The 26,257-nt window shown below is 71.4% G+C and carries 19 protein-coding genes, 2 tRNA genes and 1 pseudogene; 12 read left to right on the forward strand and 10 right to left on the reverse strand.

Annotated features, from left to right (window positions below; genetic code table 11):
- Window positions 1-50 precede the first annotated feature (50 nt).
- The 4 genes and pseudogenes from C6361_RS31140 (at window position 51) to C6361_RS38865 (ending at window position 4,302) form a co-directional block, all read left to right on the forward strand.
- Window positions 51-644 carry a TetR/AcrR family transcriptional regulator gene (locus C6361_RS31140; RefSeq protein WP_107263211.1) on the forward strand — a complete coding sequence of 198 codons (594 nt, stop codon included), beginning with the start codon at window positions 51-53 and terminating at the stop codon, window positions 642-644.
- A 125-nt stretch (window positions 645-769) separates the two neighbouring features.
- The gene (locus C6361_RS31145) at window positions 770-2,212 is read left to right on the forward strand and encodes a YibE/F family protein (RefSeq protein WP_107269920.1); all 1,443 of its coding nucleotides are present in this window, start codon (window positions 770-772) and stop codon (window positions 2,210-2,212) included.
- A 165-nt stretch (window positions 2,213-2,377) separates the two neighbouring features.
- Window positions 2,378-3,067: pseudogene (locus C6361_RS38860) on the forward strand (arabinan endo-1,5-alpha-L-arabinosidase); the annotation flags it as partial.
- 86 nt (window positions 3,068-3,153) lie between these two features.
- Window positions 3,154-4,302: an RICIN domain-containing protein gene (locus C6361_RS38865; RefSeq protein ID WP_255416229.1), complete on the forward strand. Its 1,149-nt coding sequence runs from the start codon at window positions 3,154-3,156 to the stop codon at window positions 4,300-4,302.
- Between the two features lie 9 nt (window positions 4,303-4,311).
- Here the strand turns inward: C6361_RS38865 and C6361_RS31160 are convergent, their stop codons facing one another.
- Complete coding sequence (locus C6361_RS31160; RefSeq protein ID WP_107271294.1) at window positions 4,312-5,208, reverse strand: LysR family transcriptional regulator; 897 nt, start codon at window positions 5,206-5,208, stop codon at window positions 4,312-4,314.
- 156 nt (window positions 5,209-5,364) lie between these two features.
- On the opposite strand from C6361_RS31160, the gene C6361_RS31165 reads away from it, so the two are divergent.
- The 4 genes from C6361_RS31165 (at window position 5,365) to C6361_RS31180 (ending at window position 9,585) form a co-directional block, all read left to right on the forward strand.
- Window positions 5,365-5,727: a DUF1801 domain-containing protein gene (locus C6361_RS31165; protein WP_107269923.1), complete on the forward strand. Its 363-nt coding sequence runs from the start codon at window positions 5,365-5,367 to the stop codon at window positions 5,725-5,727.
- Window positions 5,724-6,119 carry a VOC family protein gene (locus tag C6361_RS31170; protein WP_199853136.1) on the forward strand — a complete coding sequence of 132 codons (396 nt, stop codon included), beginning with the start codon at window positions 5,724-5,726 and terminating at the stop codon, window positions 6,117-6,119. Before C6361_RS31165 ends, C6361_RS31170 begins: the two co-directional genes overlap by 4 nt.
- Window positions 6,120-6,351: 232 nt before the next feature.
- Entirely contained in the window at window positions 6,352-7,269 is a 918-nt protein-coding gene (locus C6361_RS31175; protein WP_107269924.1) for a hypothetical protein, read from the forward strand.
- A gap of 348 nt (window positions 7,270-7,617) precedes the next feature.
- Entirely contained in the window at window positions 7,618-9,585 is a 1,968-nt protein-coding gene (locus C6361_RS31180) for an LVIVD repeat-containing protein (protein WP_107269925.1), read from the forward strand.
- Window positions 9,586-9,795: 210 nt separating this feature from the next.
- Here C6361_RS31180 and C6361_RS31185 read toward each other — a convergent pair whose 3' ends face one another.
- Window positions 9,796-10,479: a DUF305 domain-containing protein gene (locus C6361_RS31185; protein ID WP_107263217.1), complete on the reverse strand. Its 684-nt coding sequence runs from the start codon at window positions 10,477-10,479 to the stop codon at window positions 9,796-9,798.
- A gap of 344 nt (window positions 10,480-10,823) precedes the next feature.
- On the opposite strand from C6361_RS31185, the gene C6361_RS38540 reads away from it, so the two are divergent.
- From C6361_RS38540 to C6361_RS31200, 3 genes are all read left to right on the forward strand, one after another.
- Window positions 10,824-12,323 carry an LPXTG cell wall anchor domain-containing protein gene (locus C6361_RS38540; RefSeq protein ID WP_107269926.1) on the forward strand — a complete coding sequence of 500 codons (1,500 nt, stop codon included), beginning with the start codon at window positions 10,824-10,826 and terminating at the stop codon, window positions 12,321-12,323.
- A gap of 112 nt (window positions 12,324-12,435) precedes the next feature.
- Entirely contained in the window at window positions 12,436-12,996 is a 561-nt protein-coding gene (locus C6361_RS31195) for a hypothetical protein (protein WP_107269927.1), read from the forward strand.
- Between the two features lie 195 nt (window positions 12,997-13,191).
- Window positions 13,192-13,770, forward strand: coding sequence for a hypothetical protein (locus C6361_RS31200; RefSeq protein WP_107269928.1), 579 nt, complete (start codon window positions 13,192-13,194; stop codon window positions 13,768-13,770).
- Between the two features lie 66 nt (window positions 13,771-13,836).
- Here C6361_RS31200 and C6361_RS31205 read toward each other — a convergent pair whose 3' ends face one another.
- On the reverse strand, window positions 13,837-14,562 hold the full coding sequence (locus tag C6361_RS31205) for a peptidylprolyl isomerase (protein WP_107269929.1): 726 nt from the start codon (window positions 14,560-14,562) through the stop codon (window positions 13,837-13,839).
- A 520-nt stretch (window positions 14,563-15,082) separates the two neighbouring features.
- On the opposite strand from C6361_RS31205, the gene C6361_RS31210 reads away from it, so the two are divergent.
- The gene (locus C6361_RS31210) at window positions 15,083-17,608 is read left to right on the forward strand and encodes a DUF262 domain-containing protein (protein WP_107269930.1); all 2,526 of its coding nucleotides are present in this window, start codon (window positions 15,083-15,085) and stop codon (window positions 17,606-17,608) included.
- An 88-nt stretch (window positions 17,609-17,696) separates the two neighbouring features.
- Here the strand turns inward: C6361_RS31210 and C6361_RS31215 are convergent.
- The 7 genes from C6361_RS31215 to C6361_RS31245 all read right to left on the reverse strand — a co-directional run bounded on the left by C6361_RS31215 (window position 17,697) and on the right by C6361_RS31245 (window position 26,246).
- Window positions 17,697-17,770: transfer RNA gene (locus tag C6361_RS31215), tRNA-Ile, on the reverse strand.
- A gap of 214 nt (window positions 17,771-17,984) precedes the next feature.
- Window positions 17,985-19,325 carry an FAD-dependent oxidoreductase gene (locus C6361_RS31220; RefSeq protein WP_107271296.1) on the reverse strand — a complete coding sequence of 447 codons (1,341 nt, stop codon included), beginning with the start codon at window positions 19,323-19,325 and terminating at the stop codon, window positions 17,985-17,987.
- Window positions 19,326-19,339: 14 nt separating this feature from the next.
- On the reverse strand, window positions 19,340-21,571 hold the full coding sequence (locus tag C6361_RS31225; protein WP_107269931.1) for an MMPL family transporter: 2,232 nt from the start codon (window positions 21,569-21,571) through the stop codon (window positions 19,340-19,342).
- 176 nt (window positions 21,572-21,747) lie between these two features.
- Window positions 21,748-21,820 (reverse strand) — tRNA-Asn (locus tag C6361_RS31230).
- A gap of 405 nt (window positions 21,821-22,225) precedes the next feature.
- Entirely contained in the window at window positions 22,226-22,576 is a 351-nt protein-coding gene (locus C6361_RS37795; RefSeq protein WP_199853137.1) for a hypothetical protein, read from the reverse strand.
- A 131-nt stretch (window positions 22,577-22,707) separates the two neighbouring features.
- Entirely contained in the window at window positions 22,708-23,715 is a 1,008-nt protein-coding gene (locus C6361_RS31240) for a sugar phosphate isomerase/epimerase (RefSeq protein WP_101367472.1), read from the reverse strand.
- 380 nt (window positions 23,716-24,095) lie between these two features.
- Window positions 24,096-26,246, reverse strand: a complete 2,151-nt coding sequence (locus tag C6361_RS31245) for a ThuA domain-containing protein (RefSeq protein ID WP_107269932.1) — start codon at window positions 26,244-26,246, stop codon at window positions 24,096-24,098.
- Window positions 26,247-26,257 lie beyond the last annotated feature (11 nt).

Here is a 26,257-nt window from a genome sequence, read left to right on the forward strand (position 1 = left end):
CGAACCGCATTACCGAGACCGACAGTTCCGACAAATCATATGCTGGTGCGGTGACGACCAGCGGCTCCCCGGACGGCCACCGCCGGGCACACACCGGTCGGCGCCGCAACGAGGAGGCCCGGCAGGCGATCCTCGACGCGGCGCTCCGGCTGCTCACCACCCCGCGCGACGGCGGGCTGACCGTCGACCTCATCGCCCACGAGGCCGGCGTCGGCAAGCAGACGATCTACCGATGGTGGCAGTCGAAGGGCGCGGTCCTGCTGGAGGCGCTGACCGACTGGAGCGACTCGCTGGTGCCGGTCCCGGACACCGGATCGCTCCGCGAGGACCTCTGCACCTACCTGGCGCACACGTTCCGCCGTACGGGCGAGCCGGCGACGGCGGCGGTGCTGCGTACCCTGGCCGCCGAGGCGGCCCGCGACCCGGGCACCGCCGAACTGTTCCGGCAGTTCACCCAGACCCGCCGGGACGCGCTGCACGCCATCGTCCGGCGGGGCCGGGAACGCGACGAACTCGGCCCGGAGCTGGACCTCGAACTCCTGGTCGACCAGGCGTACGGGCTCTTCTGGTATCGCTTCCTGCTCGGGCACGGTCCGCTGAACCAGGAGACCGCCGAGCGGCTGACCGACGTCCTGATCCGCTGACCCCGCCGGTACCTCGTCCGGCCGGTCGGCGGCGTGTCATGCTGGCCCGTCGGGTGCCTCCGGCTGCGATGCTCGGGCGGAGCCCCCGCCGACCGTCCCGACGAGGAAGGCCAGCAGTCGAGCCGATGAGTTCCGAACACGCCCACAGCCACCTGCCCGGCGCCGGCCGGCCGACCAGCCGGGCCGCGCGCCGGCTGAGTCTGGCCCTGCTGATCCCGGTGGCGGTGCTCACCCTGGTGTCGATGGCGCTGCTCTGGCCCCGGGACACTCCGCCGCCCGGTCCGACCGACGGACCGATCCGGGTACTCGGCACGGTCGTCGCCGTCGAGTCGGCCCCGTGTCCCGGGCCGCCCCCCGGGGAGGAGCTGCCGACCGGCGCACCGACCGACTGCGGCACGGTCACGGTCGACCTGACCGAGGGCGTCGGCGCCGGACAGCGGGTCAGCACCGACGTACCGTCCGGGCCGGGCGCGGTCCGGGTGGCCGCCGGGGACGAGGTGGTGCTGCTCTACCTGGAGGAGAGCCCGGAGCGGCAGTACTCGATCATCGACCACCAGCGCTCCACCCAGCTGTGGCTGCTCGGCGCGGTCTTCGCGCTCGCCGTCCTCGCCTTCGGCCGGTGGCGCGGCCTGAGCGCCCTGGCCGGGCTCGGCGTCACCTTCGCGGTGCTGCTGATGTTCATCGTGCCGGCCATCCTCGACGGGCGCTCACCGCTGCTGGTCGCCATCGTCGGCGCCGCCGCGATCATGCTCACCGTGCTGTACCTGACGCACGGCTTCAGCATGACCACCACGGTCGCGGTGGCCGGCACCCTGGTCAGCCTGACCATCACCGCGGCGCTCTCCGCGATCGCCACCGCCGCCGCCCACCTCTCCGGGATCGCCGACGAGACCTCCAACTACCTCTCCATCACCCAGGGCGAGGTGAACATGCGCGGCCTGCTGCTGGCCGGCATCGTGATCGGCTCTCTCGGGGTACTCGACGACGTCACCGTCACCCAGTCGGCCACGGTCAGCGAACTCGCGCTGGCCAACCCCGGCTACGGGTTCCGGCGGCTCTACTCGGCGGCCACCCGGATCGGCCGGGCACACATCGCATCCGTGATCAACACGATCGTGCTGGCGTACGCCGGCGCCTCCCTGCCGCTGATGCTGCTCTTCGCCGCCGACACCGCCACCCCGGTCAGCGAGCTGCTCACCAGTCAACTGATCGCCCAGGAGCTGGTACGCAGCGCGGTCGGCACCATCGGCCTGATCGCCGCCGTACCGATCACCACCGCCCTGGCGGCGCTGCTCGCCGCCCGGCGCGGCGCCGAGGCGGGGGCGGTGCCGGCGGCACCCACCCCGACCACCCCCGCTCCGGGCGCCGCCCCGGCACCGGCCGCTCCGGGCACGGCTCCGGCACCGGCCGCACGGCGCGGTGTGGGTGGAGAGCCGCCGGCGGCACCGGCATCGACTCCGGCAGCGGCACCGGGCGGAGCCGGACCGGGGACCGGGGCCGGCGGTGACACGCCGGAGGCCGATCCCTGGATGGCCTTCGTCGACCGTCATCCGGACCGGAAGCGGTAACCGGGGCGGCACCGCACAGGACCGGCGCCGCTCCCGCCGGCTCCCCGCAGCCGCGCGGCGCGGTTATGGACGCCAGGACGATGGTGTCGGGACAGGCCGTCGTGCCACCGTCGTGCTCAGCCGACTCCGTCCACTGCGGACGACGGTCTGGCGGAGGGAGCGGCCATGCTTCGCGCGATCACGGCACGGCACCGGCCCGGACCGGCTCGCGGGCACCGGCCCGGACCGGCTCGCGGCCGGCAGGGCGGCTCCGGACGGCTGGCCCGTACGGCGGTGGTCGGGCTGGTCGCCGCGCTCGCCGTACCACTCGGCGGCGCGCCCGCGCAGGCCGGCGCCGTACGACCGGACGCACCGGCTCCGGCACCCGCCCCGGTCGGCCGGATCGCGGCCGACCCGATCGCGCACGACCCGACCGTGATCAAGCAGGGCCGGTACTACTACACCGTCATCACCGGCGACGCCGCCACCCGCAGCTACCTGCCGATCAAGCGCTCGGCCGACCTGCTGCACTGGACCGAACTCGGCACCGTCTTCGACACCCCGCCGGCCTGGGTCGTCGCCGAGCTGGGCGTGACCCCGGCCGACTTCTGGGCCCCCGACCTCAGCTACTTCGACGGCGCCTACCACCTCTACTACGCCGCCTCGTCGTTCGGCACCAACAACTCGGTCATCGGGCTGGCCACCAGCCGGACGCTCGACCCGGCCAGCCCGGCGTACGGCTGGGTCGACCACGGCATGGTGATGCGCTCGTCCGGCACCGACACCTTCAACGCCATCGATCCGGACGTGGTCTTCGACGCCGACGGCCAGCCCTGGCTGTCGTTCGGCTCGTTCTGGGACGGCCTGCGGATCCGCCGGCTCGACCGGAGCACCGGGATGCCGGCCGACGGGACACTGCACCACATCGCCTCCCGGGGGGCGCCTCGATCGAGGGTCCGGCGATCGTCCGCCGGGGCGGCTACTACTACCTCTTCGCCAGCCTCGACTTCTGCTGCCGGGGCGTCAACGCCGACTACCGCACGGTGGTCGGCCGCTCCGCCCAGCTCACCGGCCCCTACCTGGACCGGGACGGGGTGCCGCTGCTCGCCGGTGGCGGCACCGACCTGCTGCGCGGCTACAACGAGTTCCGGGGCACCGGCGGCGGGGACGTCTTCGCCGGCCCGGGCGGCGACTGGTTCGCCCACCACTACTACGACACCACGGACGCCGGGGCGCCGAAGCTCTCGGTACGCCCGGTGACCTGGGCCGACGGCTGGCCCCGGCTCGGCGACCCGCGGTCCGGCAGCATCCGGGTCGGTCGCGGCAGCGCCTGGTTCCAGCTGGTCAACCGGGCCGGCGGCGCGGCGGTCGGGGTACCGGACTGTGGGTACGAGGGCGCCGACGTCCGGATCGTCGAGCCGTCGGCCGGTACCTGCCAGCAGTGGCGGCCGGAATACCGCGGCGACGGGTACGTCAGCCTGCTGCACCGGTCGAGCAACAAGGTCGCCGAGATCGCCGGCTGCGTCGACGCCGACGGTGCCCGGGTCGCGCTCTGGGGCTGGCTCGACAACGACTGCCAGAAGTTCCGGCTGCTGCCGACCACCGACGGCTGGTCGCGGATCGAGAACCGGCTGGCCGGACGGGTGCTGGAGGCGGCCGGCTGCGACGGCGTGGGCACCCCGGTGCAGGTCTGGAGCTGGCTGGAGAACGCCTGCCAGCAGTTCCGCCTCGAACCGGTCGGCGAGGTGCTGATCGCGGACGTGGCCGGGCAGCGGGTCTGGGGCGTACCCGGATGTGCCTGGCGGCCCGGCTCGGCCGGCCGGGTGGTCGCGGACCGGCCCCGGGCCGGCGACTGCCAGCTCTGGCGCTTCCTGCCCGTCGGGGAGGGCTACTTCCGGATCGTCAACCGGGGCGCGGACCGGCCGCTGACCGCGACCGCCGGCCGGGACGGCCGGGTACGCCTCGGGCTCGGTCCCCGCGACGGCGCCGGCCCGGCGGTGCGGTGGCGGATCGAGGCGGTCGACGGCGAGGGCTACCGCCTGGTCAACGCCGCCGGGGTCTTCGCCGCCCTGCCCGGTACGCCGGACCGGGTCCTGCTGCTGACCCCGTGAGCGGCACCGTCAGCCGGGCGGGGTCGGTCGGTTGGCGTCGACGGCGGCCCGGACGAACTCCCGGACCCGGGCGGTGGTGTTGGTGGCCAGCCAGATCGGGCCGCGTTCGATGGGTGGCGCGTCGGAGATCGGCACGTACGCGAGGTCGGGGCGCGGATAGTAGCGCCGGCTGTGCTCGCCGACCGGCAGGACGCCCCGGCCGAGCGCGACCAGCGAGAGCATCTCGGAGAAGCTCTTCCCGACCGGCCCCTTCGGCACCGGCCGGCCCGACGGGGTCTGCTCGGGGGTACGGTCGCGCTTGAACTGGGCGGAGGTGACCGCCGGATACTGCACCACCGGATGATCCGCGAGGACCTCCAGGGAGACCGACGGCGCGCCGGCCAGCGGATGGTCGGCGGCGACCGCGAGGACCCGCCCCTCGCGCAGCAGCGCCGGGCCGTTCATCATGCCGTCGAACGGGTACGAGGCGATCAGCACGTCGACCGAGCCGTCCAGCAGGCTCGACCGGGTGTTCGCGAGCTGCGCCTCGTGCACCTCGACCTCGCACCCGGGGTGGCGCTCGGTGAAGAGGTTGACCGCCCTGAGCAGCAGCGGTGCCGTCCCCTCACCCAGGAACGCCACCCGGAGCCGCCCGCTGACGTTGCGGCCGGCATCGACGGCCCGGCGTACGGCGTCGTCGATCCCGGCCACCAGCGGGGTCAGGTCGGCGGCCAACTGCCGCCCGATCGGGGTCAGCCGGACGACCCGACTGGTGCGCTCGAACAGCGGCGCGCCGATCCGCCGTTCCAGCTTCTTCACCACGTGGCTGATCCGCCCGGTGGTGACCCGGAGCCGCTCGGCGGTACGCCCGAAGTGCAGCTCCTCGGCGAGGGTCAGGAAGGTCTCGATCTCGTGTCGTTCCAGCACGTCGGCGCCCATCGTTGAATCTGGTTCAACGATCGTAGCCCGATCGCGGCTTGGTCCCGGTCAGCGCGGGGCGGATCGTAAGAGGCGTCACCAACGGGGCCGGATTTCGGCCAGCACGCCGGGGCGGAGCGGACCGGCGTGGTCGACAGGAGGAACATGGGCACCACCGAGATAACCGACTACCTGCGCGGTCTCGACGCACCGCTGCGGGAGACCGGCGAGAAGCTCCGGCCGATCGTCGACGCAGGCTTGCCGGAGGCGACCGCCGGGATGTGGCACGGCCACCCGACCTGGAGCCTGGGCGACCGACCCGGGCAGCGGCCGGTCTGCCTGGTCAAGGCGTACCGGTCGTACCTGACCTTCGGGTTCTGGCGGGGGCAGGAGCTGGCCGACCCGTCCGGGCGACTCGTCCCGGGCGCCCGCCGGATGGCGGCGGTGAAACTGCACTCGGTCGACGAGATCGACCCGGCGCTCTTCACCGGCTGGCTGCGCCGGGCCGGCGAACTGGAGACGAGGTGACGACGGTGCGGGTGAAGGCGTTCGACCATCTGGTACTCACCGTGCAGGACGTGGAACGCGCCCTGAACTTCTACTGCGGCACCCTCGGCCTGGCACCGGTCCGGGTCGACGAGTGGCGGGCCGGCAAGGTGCCGTTCCCCTCCGCCCGGGTCACCCCGGAGACGATCATCGACCTGGTGCAGGGCCGGCGGGGCGAGTCGAACGTCGACCACATCTGCCTGGTGGTGGAGCCGCTGGACTGGGCCGAGGTGATCGCGTCGGGGGTCTTCACCGTCCTGGAGGGGCCGGTCGGCCGGTTCGGCGCGCGCGGGGAGGCAATGTCGATCTACGTCTCCGACCCCGACGGCAACACCGTCGAGCTGCGCTGGTACCCCCAGGACCGCGCGGAATAGCGCGCCGGCAGCCGGCTCGGCCGGCCGGAGGTGCGGGGGCGGGCCGGGCGGCCGGAGGTTCGGGGCCGGGCCGGGCGGTTGGCCGGGTTGGCCGGTTGACCGGGTCGGTCGGGTCGGCCGGGGGTTGTCGGAACGATCGCGTGGGTCCGCTGCGATAGCGATATTCTTGGATGTGTTGAGTCTGCGACCGGCGGTAGCCGAGCGCGTACACCCGCACCGAGGCGGCGATCTCATGGCCAACCTGCTCGACCGGATCGACCGGGCCATGTCCGGTCTCTGCCCCTGCGGCGCCGCACCCGCCGACGGCTCGGCGTACTGCTCGGACGACTGCCGACCCAGCCATGTCGGCGACGACACCGACACCCGGGAAAGCGGCCACCTGGCGACACCGATGCGGTGGCGCCCCGACCTGGTCACCGCCGGTGACGACGACGACCTGGTCGGCCCCCGCACCGAGACCTGGTACGAGGGCCCGTACCGGGCGCAGATCTTCGAGCGGGCCAGCCGGCCCGGCAGTTGGCACCTGCGGCTGGACGACGGGCACCGGTACGTCGACCGGGACCTCGACGACCCGGTCGAGATCCGCTCGGGGCCGGTGCCCGAGCAGGTGGTCGGACGGATCCGGGAGATCTGGCGACGGCTGGAACGGGAACTGGGCGATCCCCGCCGCGCCACGCCGTACGCCGGGCCGTGGCAGGCCGCCTTCCCCGGCCGAGCCGGAGCGTCCCCGGTGCCCCGGGCCATCGGGCCGGCCCGGCTCGGCGGCACCCCGAGCCAGCCGTGGCAGCGACTGTGCCGGCGCTGCGACCGGCACGGCGTACCGCTGGACGGGCGGCGGGACGGCGCTCCCTGCCACCTCTGCCCGCACTGCCGGACGCCGTTCCCGGGACCGGTGCTGATCCCGACGCTCCAGTCCCACGGTCGGCACACCGTACTCAAGCTGAGCTACGTCGCCAACGGCGAGTACTTCACCCGCAGCGCCTTCGTCTCCGGGCGCGACATGATGACCGCCGAGGATCCGGCGGAGTTGTTGCAGTCCGCCTGGGACCGGCTCGAAACGTTCCTGCTGGACCAGATTCCTCGGTCCCGGACGGGCCACGGTCGCCTCGACGAGGTGCCGGCGGCGCCTGGCGACCCGGCCGCCGGATAGCGGTACGGCCCGATCCCCGGCGGCCGGCCGTCCACTGGGGACGGCGCGGTGGCGGGATCGGGACGGCACGGTGGCGAGGTCGGGACGGGGACGGTGGCGAGGTCGGGACGGTCGATCGGCGGTTCGGCTCGACCGGGTCGGCCGGTCGGCCCTGGTTGTCGACGGTTTTCGCGTCCCGCGCGAATATTTCCATGATCTTTTTGGGGCCAAACGCGGTACGGTCCTTACTACCGCGGCGTGCACGCGCCCCGACGCACGTCGCCACCACCTGGGGCATCGTGCACGGAGGACATACGCATGACCTATCGGTCGGAACGCACACCAGGCAGGAGACGCCGGATAGTCGGCGTGACGGCGGCAGCCGTACTCCTCGTCTCCCTGCTGCCGGGAACGGCGTCGGGCCAGGAACCCGCGCCGGACCCACGGATCGGCCTCGGCGCCGGATGGCTGGACGCGCAGAGCGCGAGCAGCAACCTCGAACTGCTGGCCCACCTCGACAAGCCGGCGGGCTTCGTCAACCCGGCCAACCCGGGTGACTTCGGCTACGCCGGATCGGATCTCGCCTTCGGCGGCGACCACGCCTTCATCGGCAACTTCAACGGCTTCAACATCTACGACATCTCCCGGCCGGCCAACCCGGCACTGGTCACCAGTGTGGTGTGCCCGGGTGGACAGGGCGACCTCAGCGTCCACGGCGATCTGCTCTTCATGTCGGTCGAGGAGACCCGGGGCCGGCTCGACTGCGGTACGAACCCGGCGGCCGGCACCCGTTTCCAGGGCGTACGCGTCTTCGACATCAGCGACGTGGCGAACCCGGTGCAGGTCGCGGCGGTGCAGACCTGTCGCGGCTCGCACACGCACACCCTGGTGACCGACCCGGACGACAGCGCGAACGTCTACGTGTACGTCTCCGGCACCGCCGGTGTCCGCCCGGCGAGCACGATGGCCGGCTGCAACAACACCCCGGCGGCCGGCGACGACCCGGCTCGCTGGCGGATCGACGTCATCAAGGTCCCGGTGGCCGCCCCCGAGCAGGCCGCGATCGTCAGCGGTCCCCGGCTCTTCGCGAACCCGCAGACCGGTGCGGTCGACGGGTTGCAGAACACCCCGCCGGCCCCGACCCACCCGTCGGGCAGCGGCTGGAGCCCGTCGCCGGTCACCGACGCCTGCCACGACATCACCGCCTATCCGGAACTCGGCCTGGCGGCGGGCGCCTGTGAGGGCAACGGAATCCTGATCGACATCTCCGACCCGGTCAACCCGGTACGGATCGACGAGGTCTCCGACCCGAACTTCGCGTACTGGCACTCCGCGACGCTCAGCAACGACGGCAAGAAGGTCATCTTCACCGACGAGTGGGGCGGCGGTACCGGTGCCCGGTGCCGGACGACGGACCAGCCGCAGTGGGGCGCCAACGCGATCTTCGACATCGTGGACCGGAAGATGCGGTTCGCCAGCTACTACAAGCTGCCGGTACCGCAGACGCTCCAGGAGAACTGCGTCGCGCACAACGGCTCGCTGATTCCGGTGCCGGGGCGGGACATCCTGGCCCAGGCGTGGTACCAGGGCGGCATCTCGCTGCTCGACTTCACCGACTCGGCCAACCCGCGCGAGATCGGGTACTTCGACCGGGGACCGATCAGCCCCACCAGCATCATGCTCGGCGGCTTCTGGTCGGCGTACTGGTACAACGGTCAGGTCTACGGCAGTGAGATCGCCCGCGGCTTCGACGTCTTCGGCCTCAAGCCCAGCAAGGACCTGAGCGCGGCCGAGATCGCCGCCGCCCGCGAGGTGCGGCTGCCGGAGTTCAACGCGCAGCACCAGACCAGGACCACCTGGACGCCGAGCTTCGCGACGGCCCGGGCCCGCTTCGACCAGTTGGCCCGGACCTGCACCTCGACCGTCAGCAAGCGACACAACGGACCGCTGACGGTCACCGGCGTCACCTGCCTGACCGGGGCGACCGTCTCCGGCCCGGTCACGGTCCGCCCGGGTGCCTCGCTGCTCGCGCTCGACTCGTCGATCTCCGGGCCGGTGTCGGCGTCGAACGCGGCCGCCGTGCATCTCTACCGGAGCACGGTGCGCGGGCCGGTGAGCATCACCGGTACGAAGGGCAGTACCGCCATCGTGGAGACGGAGATCTCCGGGCCGGCGGTACTCACCTCGAACCGGACCGGGACGGTCGAGCCGATCGTCGCGGACAGCACCGTACGTGGCCCGCTGAGCTGCACCGGCAACTCACCGGCGCCGATCAACCTCGGTGCGGCCAACACGGTCCGGGGACCGGTCGCCGGCCAGTGCGCCAGTCTTGACTGACCCACGGTAGGCACCGCCGCCAGGGGCGTGTCCGGTCGGAGTTCCGGCCGGGCACGCCCTCGGCGCGTTTCGGGGGCAGTGCCGGTTCTGCGGCTCTCCCCCGTACCCGGATCCTCCGGCCCGTGGCCCGGACCCGCCGGCCCGGCGTCGGGCCGGCGCCGGTCCGGCCGGCCGGTCCGTCGTCGCCGGTGGTCTCCGTCGCCGGTGGTCTCAGCCGGAGAGCTTGGCCAGCAGCTCCCGCAGGCTCCTGATCTCGATCGCCTGGTCGGCGTTGACCTCGCGGGCGAAGCGGTCGGTCGCCGGCTCCAGCCCACCGCCGGCCGCGTAGAGCTGCTGCACCATCGTCAACGCCCCGTTGTGGTGCCGAATCATGAAGTCGAGGAAGAGCCGGTCGAACTCCCGGCCCCGGGCCTGCCGCAACTGGCCGAGCTGCTCCGGGGTGAGCATGCCCGGCATCAGCGCCTCATGCCCGGCGTGATGGGTGTGCGGGCCGGGCACCTCGGCGCCGCGTTCGGTCAGCCAGCGCTCCATCTGCGCGGTCTCGTCCCGCTGCGAGGTCTGGATCCGGCCGGCGAGCAGCGACACCTCGGGGTTCTCGGCGCGGTCGGCGACCAGTGCGGTCATCTCCAGGGCCTGCGCGTGGTGCGCGATCATCCGTTGCATGAACTGGACGTCGGCCTCGGTGTGTGCCGGCGGCGGCGGCAACTTGGACTGCTCGGCCGGCGAGAGGGCACGACCGGCCTGACCCGGCGCTCCGGGTTGGACCACCCGGGTGGTGGCGGCCGGCTCGGTGGGCCGGTCCTCGGTGAACCGGAGCACGGCGAACAGTCCCGCGCCGAGGGCGAGCAGGGCGGCCGGCACGGCGATCAGGATTCGGCGACGGGTCGAGAACACTATTTGATCACCGTAGCCGAACTCGCGCCCGGCGGCGAGACCAGGCCGGACGGGTCCGGCCGACCGAACGGCGGCGGCTGACCGGTCGACCCGGTCGAGGCGGCTGGACCATAAGTTTCCATTATCTCTGGTTCAAGAAACCCGCATTTCCGCCCGCCGCGTTTGGCCAGGCGACGGCGCGGTCCCTACGGTGTGCGTGCGGCGTAAGGACGGCCCACGCGGCACCGACCTCGACCTACGGACGTTGTCGGGTCGCCAGCGATCGGAAGACGGTCGTCCTGCACGGCAGCCGGAACCCCCACCGGTCCGAGCCGCAGCGCATGATTTCGGGAGGTTTCATACACATGCGACGGTCGCACCGCGGTCGCGCCTCCACCGGTTCGGGCCAGCGCCGCCGCCTCCTCGCCGTGGCCGCCGCTCTCGCCGTGTTCGGTGGCCTGGTCGGTGTCACACAGATCTCCAACGCGGAGACCCGGCAAGCGGCCCCCGGCTGCGAGCCCGGTTCGCCGCCGCCGGCTGCCGGCGGATCCGAGAGTCCCGGCGCCGGCGCGTCCGAGACTCCCGGCGCCGGCGAGGCGTCGCCACCGGCGTCCGCCGAGAAGTGTCCGGCGTCGACCGCCCCGGCCACGCCGTCGGGTACCCCCGGCGGGGCCGCTCCGGGCGGCGGCCTGAACGCCCTCGGCGACGACTGCGAGGCGAGCGACCTTCCCGCGCACACCGGATTCCAGGACGGCGGCCGCTGCGTGGCGACCGCCTTCGGCGAGGTGGGCAGCGCGGAGCAGAACCCGACCCTGCTGATCACCCAGGCGCCCCGGACGGTACGCGCGGGACAGCCGTTCCGGCTCGTGGTGAGCACCCGCAACCTCGTCCGGGACCGGTTCCTGCCGGCCGGGCGGGGTGGCTACTACCTGGAATCCTCGCTGCTCACCGAGGAGGGTCTGGTCCGGGGGCACTTCCACACCGCCTGCCGGATGCTCACCAGCACGAGCGAGGCGGTCGACCCGGCCCCGGTGCCGGCGTTCTTCGTCGCGACGGAGGACGGCAAGGGCGGCGACGAACCGGACTCGGTGATCATCGAGGTGCCGGGCCTGCCCACCGCCGGCCTGGCCCAGTGCTCGTCGTGGGCCGGTGACGGTTCGCACCGGATTCCGATGATGGTGCGCGCCAACCAGATCCCCGCGCTCGACTCGGTCCGCATCCTGGTGCGACCGCCCGCCGAAGAGCCGCCCGCCGAGGAACCGCCGGCTGAGGAACCGCCCGCCGAGGAACCGCCCGCCGAGGAACCCGGTAACGAGGAGCCACCGGCGGAGGAGCCCGGCGGGGAGCAGCCACCGGCCGACGACCCCGGCAACGAGGGACCGGCCGGCGGCAACCCGGGCGGGGAGCAGCCGCCGGCCGACAACCCCGGCAACGAGCAGCCGCCCGCCGAACAGCCCGGCAACGAGCAGCCGCCCGCCGACAACCCCGGTGGTCAGCAGCCACCGGCCGGACAGCCCGGCGGCGACGCCCCCGAGCAGGAGCCGGACCGGCCGGAGCAGCCGGACAACGGGCAGGAACCGGCCGGACAGAAGCCGGCCCCGCAGAAGCCGGCAGCCGGCGCGGCCCGGCCGACCACTCCGGCCACCGAGTCGGCGGCCGAGGAGTCGCCGGCCGGCGGGGCGAACGCCGCCCAGGCCCCACCGCCCGCCCAGGACAACGCCGAGAAGGCGGCGTCCGGCGGTGGCGGCGGTCTGGCACTCACCGGTACGAACACGATCGCCTTCATCGGGGTCGGCGTCGCGTTGCTGATCGCCGGTATGGCGTTCCTCTACCTGAGCCGCCGACGTCGGACGGTACGACGCTGACCCTGGTCAGCAGCACGGTACGAGTCGACAGGGCAGGTGCGGTCCCGACGGGGCCGCACCTGCCCTCGTCCGTACAGGGTTGTGGCTGGTGGCCTGCGGGTAGGTGTCGAGCGTGGACGTACCGGGATGGTGGAGTGTCTGCTCCGGTGCCGGCGGCCTGATCCTCGCCGGCTACGGACTCTGGATACTGCGCACCGGTCGTCCGCCCGCGCCGGCGCGGATGTCGTGGAGGCGGCCGCGCGACGCCGGGATGTGGTACCTCTGCGTCGGCCTCTTCCTCGTGTTGCTGGCGGTCGGACACCTCGGTCGACTCACCGGGACGTTCGGTCCCGCGCCGGGCTGGGCGCTGATGGCCCTGGCGTTCGGGCTCTTCGCGGTCGGCCTGCTCAGGTACGCCCCGCAGGACGTCAGGAGTGGCGGCGCGGCTTCAGCGGGTGACGACGGTAACGAGGAGGCAGGCATGCCGGTTGGTCGAACCGCCATGCAGGTCCGCGGGGTGCTGCTGGTCGTCGTCTCGGCGCTGGTGGCCGTGGGGTCGATCCTGCTGATCCTGAGCGCCGACGGGAACATCGCCGCCTATGTCGTCGGCGGTGCGCTTCTGCTGCTGACGTTGTTCATCATCGTCAGCGCGCTGCTGCGTTGGAAGCAGGCGACGAACCCACAGGGTCGATAGGCAGCCGTGCGTGGGAGGGGTGCCCGGGCTGGCGGTCCACGGCGCTCCACTCGCCCGCTTGCGTCGATACGCGACCATCCGGCTGTGGCTGACGGAGACGCGACACCACCAACGGAGCCGACGCCGGACGAGTCGGCTGCCCCCGAACGGCAGAGGTCGAGCGAGGCCGGGGGCTTCTTCGCCAGGCACCAAGGGATGATCAACCTGGTGATGGTCGTCGTCACGACCATCGTCACGAGCTGGGGTTTCTACTATGCCCGCAAGGCTTACCTGACGGCGGAGAGGCAGGAGCAGTACCGGGATCCCTCCAGCGTCGCGATCTGGACCGTGCCGAAGGGAAGCGCCCTCAACCCGTACGACGGAGACGCGATCCAGATCCAGAACATGTCGACCGCCGTGGCGGACTCGGTGTATCTCCTGAACTGGACGAATCAACGCCAGCTGAAGTGGGTGGTGAAGGACGGCCGGGCCACCGTCGACTCGTACGGCGGGTGGAACCTCGCCGACATCGGCCCCTGTACCAGCATCATGATGCGGCACCCTGACCCGGAGAACGACGCGATCGGGCTGCTCTTCGTCCAGCAGGGCCGCACCTGGCTGGTCGTCGTCGGCCAGCCGCCGCAGCCCCTCGGCGACCGGGGATACGTGGTGAACAACAAGATGACGTCCGTGAGCTTTCCGGTCACCATCACCTTCTGGAACGGAAGCGGCGTTGCCCCCACCCCCTCGCCTACCCCGCCCATCGAGGGCCACTGGCGCGATTCCGCCTGCTGAAGCAGCCCCGATGGCGGGATCCGGCCCGGAACATCATCCAGATAGACGGATCTTGCCTCGTCGGTGCTAGATCGCCAGGCAGATCTCCGTGCGCAGGGCCGGGGCGCCGTCGACCGGGGCCGGGTCCTCGGCCGTCGGCGCCACGCCGCCCGCGGCGACCCGGTCGAGGGTACGCAGCCCGAGCGGCCGGACACTGCCGAAGATCGTGTAGTTCGGTCGCAGCGCCGAGTCGGCAAAGACCAGGAAGAACTGGCTGCCGTTGGTGTCCGGACCGGCGTTGGCCATCGCCAGCACCCCACGGGCGTAGACCTTCCGCTCGCCGGTCGGGTCGGTGGGCGCGGGCGGCAGGTCCGTCGGCAGTTCGTCCCTGTACCGGTATCCGGGGCCACCCGAGCCCGTGCCCGACGGGTCGCCGCACTGCAACACCTTCAGCGTCGGGTAGGTGGTGAGCCGGTGGCAGATGGTCCGGTTGTAGAACCTGTGCCGTACCAGGTGCAGGAAGCTCTGCACGGTGCACGGCGCCTGCGCGCGGTCGAGGGTCAGCGGGATGAGGCCGTGGTTGGTGATCAGGGTGGTCGTCACCGTGCCCCGGTCGGGCGTGTGCCGGGGATCGCGCGGCAGCGGCACCGGTCGTGCCGCCGGTTCGTCCGGAGTCTCGGTGTACTGGCAGGGCCCCTTCGTCACCTCCGGCGAAGCGGCGGCGGCATGTGCCGGAGCGGCGCCAGCGCCGAGCAGCAGGCCGGCAGTGAGCACCGTGACAGCGATCCGGTGTGGCACCACGTTGTCCTCCATCGACCGGTAGGAGTCTTCCCCACACGGTCTAACGAACATCGATGTACTCGTCAAGCGCGCAGAAAGTCACGTGATGCTCCAGGCTTGCTCACACCGCTCCTCGGCGACCACTTGAGAGATCTCGCAACAAGTGATGACTCTCTAACTGTACGTAAAGATGATCTTCCGAGACGTTGCCCCGGCTGCTGCTACAGATCTCGAAGTCGCGCGAGCGGCCCTTGTCGTGTCAACAGGTCGACAGTAGGTCAGCCTCGCCACGTCTCCGACGCTAAGGTGTAGCGCTCGCTGCTGCACAGAGCGACAGCCACCTGCCCGACACCTAGAGCAAACCACAGCACCCAGAACTGCATATCCGCCACCATCGGTGCCCGGTTCTCCGGTGCGGGCCGGACGCGGAGCGCACCTCGGAGGCCAGAACCTCTCCGGGACGCACGCCGCAGCATCCCTCCCATGGAAACAACGCTACCGACAGCAGATGTCGCCCAGAACGGGCGCTGACGGATGAGGTGACAGCCTACCGATGGTCGCTGCGGCCGAAACTACCCTGCAAGGCTTGCTGGAAGGCGCAAAGCAGTATCAGGTACCGCTGTATCAGCGCACTTATTCATGGATGGAGCACCAACTGGAGCGGCTCTGGCACGACCTTGTCCGGCTTTCCGACGACCGGCTTGAGAACCCTAAAGCGACCCACTTCATCGGATCCCTGGTGCTGGCGCCGAGTCCTGACAACGGTCCGGCTGGCGTACAGAACTTCCTGGTGGTGGACGGTCAGCAACGGTTGACCACCCTTTCACTACTGCTCTGCGCGATCCGCGACCATCGGATGGCCGTCGACGGTGCCGAACACCGCGACCGGCTCAATGATCAGTATCTGATCAACCGGTACAACCCGAACCGACGGTTGAAGCTCGTACCGACCCAGGCCGACCTGGACGCCTACGTAGCCTGCCTCGACTCCTCGGCACAGGCGGGCCAGGGCCCGGTCGGAGCAGCGTACGAGTTCTTCCGCGACAGGCTGGCCGAGCCGGAGAACGCAGCGCAAATCGAGCGCCTCGAGGAGGCGGTGATCTTCGGACTTGGGTTGGTCTCCGTAACCGCACAGGCCGGCGACAATGTTTATCGGATCTTCGAGTCATTGAACAATACTGGGCTCAAACTGACCCAGGCGGACCTGCTACGCAACTACCTGTTCATGCGACTGCCGACCCGTAGCCAAACCGTCTACAATGCACACTGGCTGCCGCTACAGGAACAGCTCAGCTCTGCCGAACTAGAGACCTTGTTCTGGTTAGACCTGGTCCACCGGGAGCCACGGGTCACTCAGGGCGACACGTACGTACGCCAGCAAGCCTGGCTCGATCGGTTTGCTACCGAAGACGAGATCGAGGCCGAGGTGCGCCGCTTTGCTCGACTCGGTGCTCTGTTGCGGCTCATCCTGCAGCCGGATGAGGAGAAGGACCCGGACGTACGTTACCGGCTCGCGCGCTTGAACTCCTGGGGAACCACCACGGTTTACCCAGTGCTGCTACACCTACTCGATCGCCGCAGCCTCGGCACCGCGACCGATGGACAGGTCGCCAGAGCACTCCACTACCTGGAAAGCTTCCTCGTCCGACGTCTGCTGATCGGCCGGGCTACCGCCAACATCAACCGCAACCTGATGTCGATCGTCACGGAGATGGACAAGCATCTGCCGGTCGACCAGGCGGTGCACGCCTACCTGTCGGCTGGGCGCAAGTACTACGCCACCGACAACGACGTCCGACATGCCGTCCGATCGCTGCCCTTCTACACCAATGGGCGGGCAGCCCAGCGATCCCTGGTGCTGCGCTGGCTCGAAGAGTCGTACGGCAGCAAGGAACCGGTCTCGGCTGGCAAACTGACCATCGAGCACGTTCTTCCGCAAAGCCTCAATCCCGAATGGCGGCAGATGCTCGCCACCGACCTCGAACCATCCGAGGATGTCGCCGAGGTCCACGCCTCACTGGTGCACACTCTAGGAAATCTGACTCTGACCGGTTACAACACCGAACTGGGCAACAGCCCATTCGCAGTCAAGAAGGTGCAGTTAACCAAGAGCGGCGTGCAGCTCACGCAGGATATCGTGGCGTGTGAACGCTGGGGTCGGCCGCAGATTCACGCCCGCGCGGACGCGCTCGCCGAACGCATCATCAAGTACTGGCCAGGGCCGACCTCCGTGGCAACCGATCAGAACGAGGTGCGCTGGGATCTGATGACACAGGCACTCGCCGCGCTGCCGGCCGGCTCCTGGACGACATACGGCGATCTGGCCGCCCTGATCGGCACGGCTCCGCAGCCTGTCGGCAATCGCCTGCGGGCCGTGCCGCTTCCCAACGCTCACCGGGTGTTGCAGGCCGAGGGCACCGTCTCAGAAGGTTTTCAATGGCCCGACGGCCGCACCGACGACCCGATCGCGGTACTGACCGCCGAAGGCGTCAAGTTCGACGAACGTGAGAAGGCCGACCCGTCTCAGCGGATCGACCTCGAGGAGCTGGCACAGCTGACCGGTGTGGCGCCGGACGAGCTTCCGAAACGGACTCCCAGGCAGCGGCCGGGCGAGGGACAGTCCCTGGCTGAACAGTTCGTCGAGCAGCTCAACGTGTTGCAGAACAGTCGGGCTGCCGCGGCTACGCTGGTGTTGCTGGATCGGTGGACCGAGTTGGGCGGCACTCTCTTGTATGGGGGCGGCGCGGAGACTTCCTGTTTCCTCATGGCCCGAGAGCGGGGTCATCGCGACGGTGACATCTGGCCCGCGACCATCTACCCGAGTGGCAGGTTTGAGGTCGTCTTCCAACATCTGAGCATCCGTACCCCTTTCGATGACACCGCGCTGCGGGAACAATTGCGACAGCGGCTCAACCAGCTGCCAGGAGTCGCCATCGCAACCGCGAAGCTGACCCTGCGACCAGCCTTTCCGTTGACCGTTCTCACCGACCGCGAGGCCCTCGAAGCATTGGTCGAGCACCTGGGTTGGTTCTACGAGCAGGCACATCGAGCCGACGAGAACGAGGTCATCACGGTCTAGTCCTCGCAGGCACAACCCGGTCCATTCGCCGGGCGTGCAGACGCGGCGCTCGCGGCTACACGCCCGGCGGCTGGCCATAGGGTGTGAGTGGGGCGGGCGGGACTCGAACCCGCGACCGAGGGATTATGAGTCCCCTGCTCTAACCTGCTGAGCTACCGCCCCGCAACGGGCGCCGGGATAGTAACCCGGCACGGCGTCGACCGGCCACCGACATGCGGCGCCCACCAGTGAAGATCGAGTCAGCCCTCTCCGGCCCACCGGATCGCTCGCCGGTTCGGCACCGCCCCGACGGTTCCGGCACGGCGAGGATACCAATCGGGATCGACATCGCGGCGACGCCGAGCGGGCGGCCGGGTCCGCGCCCGGCAGGGGGAGGTCAACCGCGCAGGTACCCGTTGATAGCGCCGGCCGCCCGCCAGCCGCTGGCCAGGGCACCCTGCACGGAGGGGCTCGCCCGGTGGTCCCCGGCCACGAAGATCCCCTCCCCCAGCGCCACCGGCTTGCGCAGCCGCCCCTGCGGTGCCGGCGCGGCGGGCAGCGCCTCCGGCACCGGGACCGTGGTCAGGTGCTCCCAGTCGTCGACCGGGCGGCCGTAGAGCCGGGCCAGCTCGGCCCGGACCACCGGCTCGGGCGGCACCATCGGCCCGGCCACCGAGGTCGCCACCAGGTGCCGCCCGGCCGGGGCGTACGTCGGCGCGGCGTGGCTGACCACCACCGTGTTGGCGATCAGTTCCCGCCGGTCCCCGTCGAGCAGCAGGATCGGCTCGGCCAGCGGCGGCTCGGCCGTGGAGTGGTAGTAGGTGGTCAGGCTCTGCATGCGGATCCGGCGCAGCGGCGGCAGCAGGGCGGTCGCGGTGCCCGGGTCGGTGGCGACGAGTACGGCCCGGCAGCGGACCGCCCCGGCCGAGGTGCGGACCAGTCCGGGCCGCAGCGACGTGGCGGAGACGCCGAGCGCGATCAGCGACTCCGGCAGCGGGGTGGCGACCGCCTCGGGCAGTGCCGCGATCCCGCCGGCCGGCAGCCCGATCCGGCCCCGGGCGAACGACCGGACGATCATCGCGAAGACGTGGCTGGAGGTGTGCAGCTCCCGCTCGCCGAAGACTCCGGAGAGGAACGGCCGGAGGAGTTCCTCGACGATCCGGTCGGAGAGCCCGGCCCGGCGCAGCGCCGTCTCGGTGCTGGTCTCCGGGGCCGCGAGCAGCCGGTCCACCGGAAGGCTCGCACAGCGGGCCGCCAGCGCCGCCAGCCGGAGCCGGTCCGTGGCCCGTCCGACGCTACTGATCCGGCGTACGTCCGCGAGCCGCCCGCCGACGACCCGGTCGACATCGTCGCCCGCCGGTACGTTTCCGAGCCGCCCGAGCCCGGCCGCGTCGGCGAGGCCGGTCAGCACCGTACGGGCCGCGCCGAACGGGTCCCGCAGCGGGTGGACCATCCGGTGCAGGGTCTCGCCCCGGCGCACCAGTACGCCCTGGGTGAAGTAGCCGAGTCCCAGCGAGGTCAGGTCCACCAGCGCCGAGAGCCGCGGGTACCCGGTGTTCACCACCTGGAAGCCGCGATCGATCAGGTAGCCGTCCACCGCCTCCGTGCCGACCCGGCCGCCGAGCCGCTCGGCGGCCTCGACCAGCAGCCACGGCGTACCGGCCCGGTGCAGTCGACGGGCGGCGGCGAGCCCGGCCAATCCGCCACCGACGATCACCACGTCGGTCTGTGCCGGCAGTTCGGTCACGCCGCTCACCGCGCCTCCGGCTGGGTATCCGGCTGGGTATCCGGATGGCCGCGGATCCGGGACAGCTTGGACGGCCACCAGACCGCCGGCCCGATGTCGTAGGTGAGCGCCGGCACCAGCAGCGAGCGTACGACGATGGTGTCCAGCAGGACGCCGAGCGCGACCGCCAACCCCAGCTCGATCAGGATCACCAGTGGCAGTACCGCCAGTGCCGAGAAGGTCGCCGCCAGCACGAACCCGGCCGAGGTGATCACCCCGCCGGTCACCACCAGCCCGCGCAGCACCCCGGACCGGGTGCCCCGGTGCACCGACTCCTCCCGGACCCGGCTCATCAGGAAGATGTTGTAGTCGATGCCGAGCGCGACCAGGAAGACGAACGCGAAGAGCGGAAACGACGCGTCGACGCCGGGGAAGCCGAAGGCGTACCGGAAGAGGAACGCGCAGAGCCCGAGGGTGGCCAGGAACGACAGCACCACGGTGAGGATCAGCAGGATCGGCGCGAGCAGGGCCCGGAGCAGCAGGGCCAGGATCACCGCGATCACCCCGAGTACCGAGGGGATGATCACGTTCCGGTCCCGGGTGTTGGCGTCGGCGGTGTCCACGCCGATCGCGGCGGAGCCGCCGACCACCGCATCCGCGTCCGGCACCCCGTGTACGGCGACGCGCAGCTCGCGTACCGTCTGCTCCGCCTCGGCGCTGTCGGCCGGCGCCGTCAGGGTGGCCTGGAGCTGGACGCGGCCGTCCACCACCTTCGGCGGCCCACCGGAGGCACCCGGCCCATCGGAGGGACCCGGCCCGGCGGGGGGACCCGGCCCGGCGGGGGTCCCCGGGGCACCGGAGGCACCCGGGGCACCCGGGGCGGCTTCCGAACCGGTCGCGTTCGGGTCGCCGGCCGGGACGGCTCGGATCTCGGCCACCCCCGGTACGGTGCGGGCCGCCGCGGCCACCCGGTCGGCCGCGCCGACCAGCGGGAAGATGGTCACCGGACTGCCCAGCCCACCCGGGTAGTGCCGGTCGATCACCTCCTGGGCGAGGACCGAGTCGGTCTTGTTGGTGAACAGTTCGGACTGGCTGAGCCGGGTGGCACCGAGCTGGGTCAGGCCGAAGCCGAGCGCGATCAGGGCCAGGGTGGTCACCACCCAGACGAGCCGGGACCGGCGGGCGACGAAGTGCGCGACCGGTTTCCACAGCCGGCCGACGGTCGCGGCGTGCGCGACGTACGGCGACCGGGGCCAGAACGCCCACCGCCCGCCGAGCAGCAGCAGCGCGGGCAGGAAGGTCAGCATCACCACCAGGGTGGCGCCGATGCCGACCGCCGCGACCGGCCCCATGGCCTGGTTGGAGCTGAGGCTGGAGAGCAGCAGGCAGAGCAGCCCGGCGATGACGGTGCCGCCGGAGGCGAAGATGGCCGGTGCGGCGCCCCGCCAGGCGGCGAGGATCGCGGTGGCGGTGTCGTGGTGCCGGCACAACTCCTCGCGGTAGCGGGCGATCAGCAGCAGGGCGTAGTCGGTGCCGGCCCCGAAGACCAGCACGGTGAGGATGCCCTGGGCCTGCCCGTTCAGCGTGATCACGTCGTTCTTGGCCAGGAAGTAGACCGCCAGGGCGGCGAGCGCGTACGACAGGCCGGCGGCGATCAGCGGGACGATCCAGAGCACCGGGCTGCGGTAGACCACCAGCAGGATGACGAACACCACCCCGAGGGTGACCAGCAGCAGCGGCCCGTCGATCGAGGAGAAGACCTCGATCAGGTCGCCGAGCATTCCGGCCGGGCCACCGACCACGACGACCTGGCCGGGCTCGGCGCCGTGCCCGGCGATCCGGCGCAGTTCGCCGACCACCTCGCGGGTCCGGTCGTCCTCGGCGTTGTCGATCGGCACGATCACCTGGAGCGCCTTGCCGTCGGCGCTCGGTATCGGCGGCGGCAGTGGCGCCACCACCCCCGGTACGGTGGCGAACCTGGCCAGGTCGGCGCCGACCCGCTGCCGGTCGGCCTCGGTGACACCACTGTCCCGGGCGTAGACCACCAGCGCCGGAATGGTCGGCCGCTCGACGAATCCGGCGGCGAGCCGTTCGCCCCGGGTCGCCTCGGCGTCCTCGGGCAGGAACGCGGCGTTGTCGTTGGTGGCGACCTCGCTGAGCCTGCCCGGGTACGGCGTCGACAGCGCACCCACCGCCAGCCAGCCGACCGCGAGCAGGGCGGCGAGCAGCAGGGCGGCCCGGCGCCGCGATCCAGCCATTTCCCACCCATCCGTCCCGTGCCACGTCCGCGCCGCCCGGCCGCCGCACCGCCGGTCCGGGCGCGGTGCGTCACGAGGAGCGACCGCCACCGTGGGCCGGCGGGTGCCGGAGGCCGGACGGACCCCAGATATGACGATGCCCGTCGGCGGGGCCGACGGGCGGGATGTTGGGAAAGCTCCCCCGTTTGGACTCGAACCAAAAACCTGCCGGTTAACAGCCGGCTGCTCTGCCAATTGAGCTACGGGGGATCGCATTGGCCGGCACTGGATCTCTCCGGTGCCGTGCGACGGGACAAGAGTACAGGACGGGCGGGGGTGTCGGGCTACCGGGTTATCGCCGGAGGTGCGCTGGGCCAGTTATCTGGACAAAACGGCACGGGGGCCACAACCAGGCATGACATCGGTGGAGGATGGGTAGGGACCTGGGGACAGACGACGCAGGCGCGACACGGTCGCCCAACGGGAAGCCGGGGGCGCTGACCGCGTCAGAACACGGAGAGGAGCCGTCATGCGCGGAAAGCTGTGGTTCGTCGGCGGGCTGGCTGTGGGCTTCGTCCTGGGCGCCCGCGCGGGCCGGGAGAGGTACGAGGAGCTGGTTCTCAAGGGCCGGCAGGTTCTCGACCACCCGACGGTGCAGGAGGCGGCCGGGGTTGCTCAGGCCCAGGCTTCCCGGCTGTACACCGAGGGCAAGGACCGGCTCAGCAACACCAGGCTGGGCGAGAAGATCGCCCTGGGCAACGGCAGCTCGTCCGAGTCGGACACCGACGACAGCGGTCGCACGAACGCGACCGCCGGGTCGGGGAGCACGTCCGGGTCGGGCAGCACGTCGGGATCGGGCAGCACGTCGGGGTCGGGCAAGGCGACCGGATCGAGCACGGCAGCAACCGGATCGGGTACGGCCTCCGGGTCGAGCACGACGTCCGGGTCGAGCACGAAGGCGGGAACGGGTACGAAGTCCTCGACGACCGCCCCCGCCTCCCGGGCGGCGACGGGAGCGAACGGCACCACCTTCTGAGCAGTGCACCACACCGCGTGACCGGCGCGGGGCCGACCCGGAATCGGGTCGGCCCCGCGCCGTTCGCCGTGCACGGAGCCTGGCTAGCCGCCGGCCGGTGCGGGCCGGCGACGCCGACGGGTCACTCCTTGCTGCTGAAGGCGGCGTCGAAGGCCGCGCTCGGGGCGTCGAAGGCGAGCCGGCGGACGAACTGCAACGCCTCGGGCGCCCCGACCAGCCGGTCCATCCCGGCGTCCTCCCACTCGATCGAGATCGGGCCGTCGTAGCCGATCGCGTTCAGCGCCCGGAACGAGTCCTCCCACGGCACGTCGCCGTGCCCGGTCGAGACGAAGTCCCAGCCCCGGCGCAGGTCCGCCCAGGGCAGGTGGGACGAGAGCCGGCCCCGCCGCCCGTCCCCGGTACGCACCTTCGCGTCCTTGCAGTCGACGTGGTAGATCCGGTCGGCGAAGTCGAAGATGAAGTTCACCGGGTCGAGTTCCTGCCAGACGAAGTGCGACGGGTCCCAGTTCAGCCCGAACGCCGGCCGGTGCCCGATCGCCTCCAGGGTCCGCCGGGTCGTCCAGTAGTCGTACGCGATCTCGCTCGGGTGCACCTCGTGCGCGAACCGCACCCCCACCTCGTCGAAGACGTCGAGGATCGGGTTCCACCGGTCGGCGAAGTCCTGGTAGCCCTTCTCGATCATCGACGGCGGGACCGGCGGGAACATCGCCAGGGTGTGCCAGATCGACGAGCCGGTGAACCCGACGACGGTCTTGACGCCGAGCTTCGCCGCCGCCCGCGCGGTGTCCTTGATCTCCTCGGCGGCCCGCTGCCGGACCCCTTCCGGCTCCCCGTCGCCCCAGATCCGGGCCGGCAGGATGTCCTGGTGGCGCTCGTCGATCGGGTGGTCGCAGACCGCCTGCCCGACCAGGTGGTTGGAGATCGTCCAGACCTTGAGGTTGTACTTGGCCAGCGTCTGGCGCTTGCGGTCGACGTACGAGTCGTCGGCGAGCGCCTTGTCGACCTCGAAGTGATCACCCCAGCAGGCGATCTCCAGCCCGTCGTAGCCCCACTCCGAGGCGAGCCGGCACACCTCCTCGAACGGTAGGTCGGCCCACTGGCCGGTGAAGAGCGTGATGGGTCGCGCCATGGTCTTTCTCCCTGTTGGTCACGCGGGATTCGCGACTGCGCCGCAGGCGGCGCCGGTGGACCGGGGCGAGGGTGGCCGTCCGGAACGGTGGCGGAAACCTCCCCGGCGGTGTGGTCGGCACGTGCGCAGCCGCACCCGAGCCGGGCGGGTTGCGCCTCCCGCCTGGTCGCCGGCCATCACCGAGGATCGCCACGACCACTCTAGGCCGTGCCGCCCGGCGCAAGGAAGCCCCGCCTTCCGGATCCGCGGACCCGGAAGGCGGGGCGGAGACGTTCCGACCCTGTGCACTGTTCGCGGCCGATCCGTCTCCCTTGCCGGCGGGTGGCGGGGTCGCGCTGGGCGGGTGGTGGGGATGGCGCGCCGCCCGCCCCCCGCTCAGCTCAGGGCAACGTCCACTTCTGGTTGGCGGCGCCGGCGACGCAGTCCCACAGGTGTACGTCCTGGCCGTCCGCCGAGCTGTTGTTCGACACGTCCAGGCACTTGCCCGAGCCGGGGTTGCGGAGCGTGCCGTCGGCCTGGGCGGCCCAGTTCTGCGCCCCGGTGGAGTTGCAGGTCCAGAGCTGGATCCTGGTGCCGTTCGCCGTACCCGAGCCGGAGATGTCGAGGCACTTGCCGAGCGCCCGCAGGGTCTGGCCGGTACGGGTCCAGGTCTGCCGGGCCGAGTTGGCGACGCAGGTGTTGATCTGTGCCTGCGTACCGTCGGCGGTGCCGCCACCGTCGATCTCCAGGCACTTGCCGGCCAGCCCGACCACCGGCCCGGTCCCGGAACCGCCGCCGCCGCTCGTCGAGCGCACCAGGGTGAACTCGTCGACGTCGTACAGTCCGGTGCCGGAACCGGCGACGGTGAGGTAGAGGTTCCCGGTGCCGGACGGCAGCCCGGTCAGCGCCGTACTCACCTCGGCGTAGCTCTCCCAGCCGCCGGTGTTGGAGATCGTCGCGGTGCCGTGCACCGGGCCGGTCTGCGAACCGGTCCGGACCTGGAGGGTGCCGCCGGCACCGCCGGAGACGACCCGGGCCCGCAGCGAGGTGACCCCGGTCAGGTTCTGCCCGTTGTAGGCCGCCCAGTCGCCCGGGTCCAGGTACCCGATCGTCGAACCGCCGTTGGCGCCGGCCTTGCCGACCACCTGGACCCCGCTCTGCGCGGTGAACGCCTCGGCCTGGACCGTGGTGTTCTGGCCCGGGTCCGGGCCGGGGCCGCCGCCGAGTTCCTTGATCCGGATGTTCCGGAACGAGACGTCGTCGCCGGTGCCGTGGTTCTGGATGCCGATGTGCCCGGCCAGCGACCGCACCGGGTTGGTGTTGGTGAAGTCGTTGATCAGCACACCGTTGAGGTAGATGCGCAGCCGCTCCCCCTCGACCAGCAGCTCGTAGCTGTTCCACTCGCCGGGCGGGTTGAGCGCGGCGTCCCGGGCCGCGATGTCGGCGGACTTGAAGGTGTAGACCGCGCCGGTGGTCCGGTCGGCCGCGTCGGTGGCGTCGATCTGGATCTCGTAGCCGTTGTCCACCGCCGACCACGGGTCGGACGACGGCGGAAAGCCGATGAAGATCCCGGAGTTGTCGTCGCCGGCCATCCGCCAGTCCAGCTTCAGGGAGTACGAGCTGAACTGCTTGGCGCTGTACCAGTAGAGGCCCATGCCGCCGACCGAGGTGAGCGTGGCGTCGGCGTTGGTGAAGCTGCCCGGCCCGGCCTGGGACCAGCCGGTGGTGGAACCGTTGTAGAGGGTGCTGTAGCCGGACTCGGGCCGGCAGTCGGCCTTGCTGCGGCCGGCGGCGTACCGGATGCCGCCGAGCAGGTGTGCCCGGAACGCCGGCTCGGCGTACGACGCCTGGGTGTGCCCGCCGCCGGTGTAGAAGGAGCGGCCACCCTCGTACGACTTGCACCAGGCGTGCGGGTGGTCCGCCCCCATCCCGCCACCGGAGTACGACGACTCGTCCAGGGTCGCCAGCACCCGGGCGGTGGACCGGGCGTTGGTGCGGTAGTTGTACCACTCGTCGGTGCGGGTCCAGGTCTGCGGCAGGTGGGCCGTTGCCGCGTGGCCCCGGTCCACCGCCTTGACGTTGGCCTGCTGGATGGCCGGGTGCGAGGCGAAGTACGCCCCGACCAGGTTGCCGTAGAACGGCCAGTCGTACTCGGTGTCGGCGGCGGCGTGCACCCCGACGTACCCCCTGCCGCTGCGGATGTACGACTCGAAGGCGCTCTGCTGGCTGGCGTTGAGGGCGTCGCCGGTGGTGTTCAGGAAGACCACCACCTCGTACTGGCCGAGGTTGGCGGTGGTGAACTGGGCGGCGTCCTCGGTGGCGGTCACGGTGAAGTTGTTCGCCGCGCCGAGTTCGCGGATCGCCTGGGTGCCGGCGGCGATCGAGTCGTGCCGGAACCCGGCGGTCTTGGAGAAGACCAGTACGTCGTAGGGGGCGTCGGCGGCGCTGGCCGGGCCGGCCGGCACTGTGCAGGCCAGCACCGCGAGCGCGGTGGTGGCGATGGCGAGGCTGGGACGGATCGTCTTCCGGGTGCTGCTGCGGAACAGTCGCATCGTCGCTCTCC

The sequence above is a fragment of the Plantactinospora sp. BC1 genome (assembly GCF_003030345.1).
Lineage (GTDB): Bacteria > Actinomycetota > Actinomycetes > Mycobacteriales > Micromonosporaceae > Plantactinospora.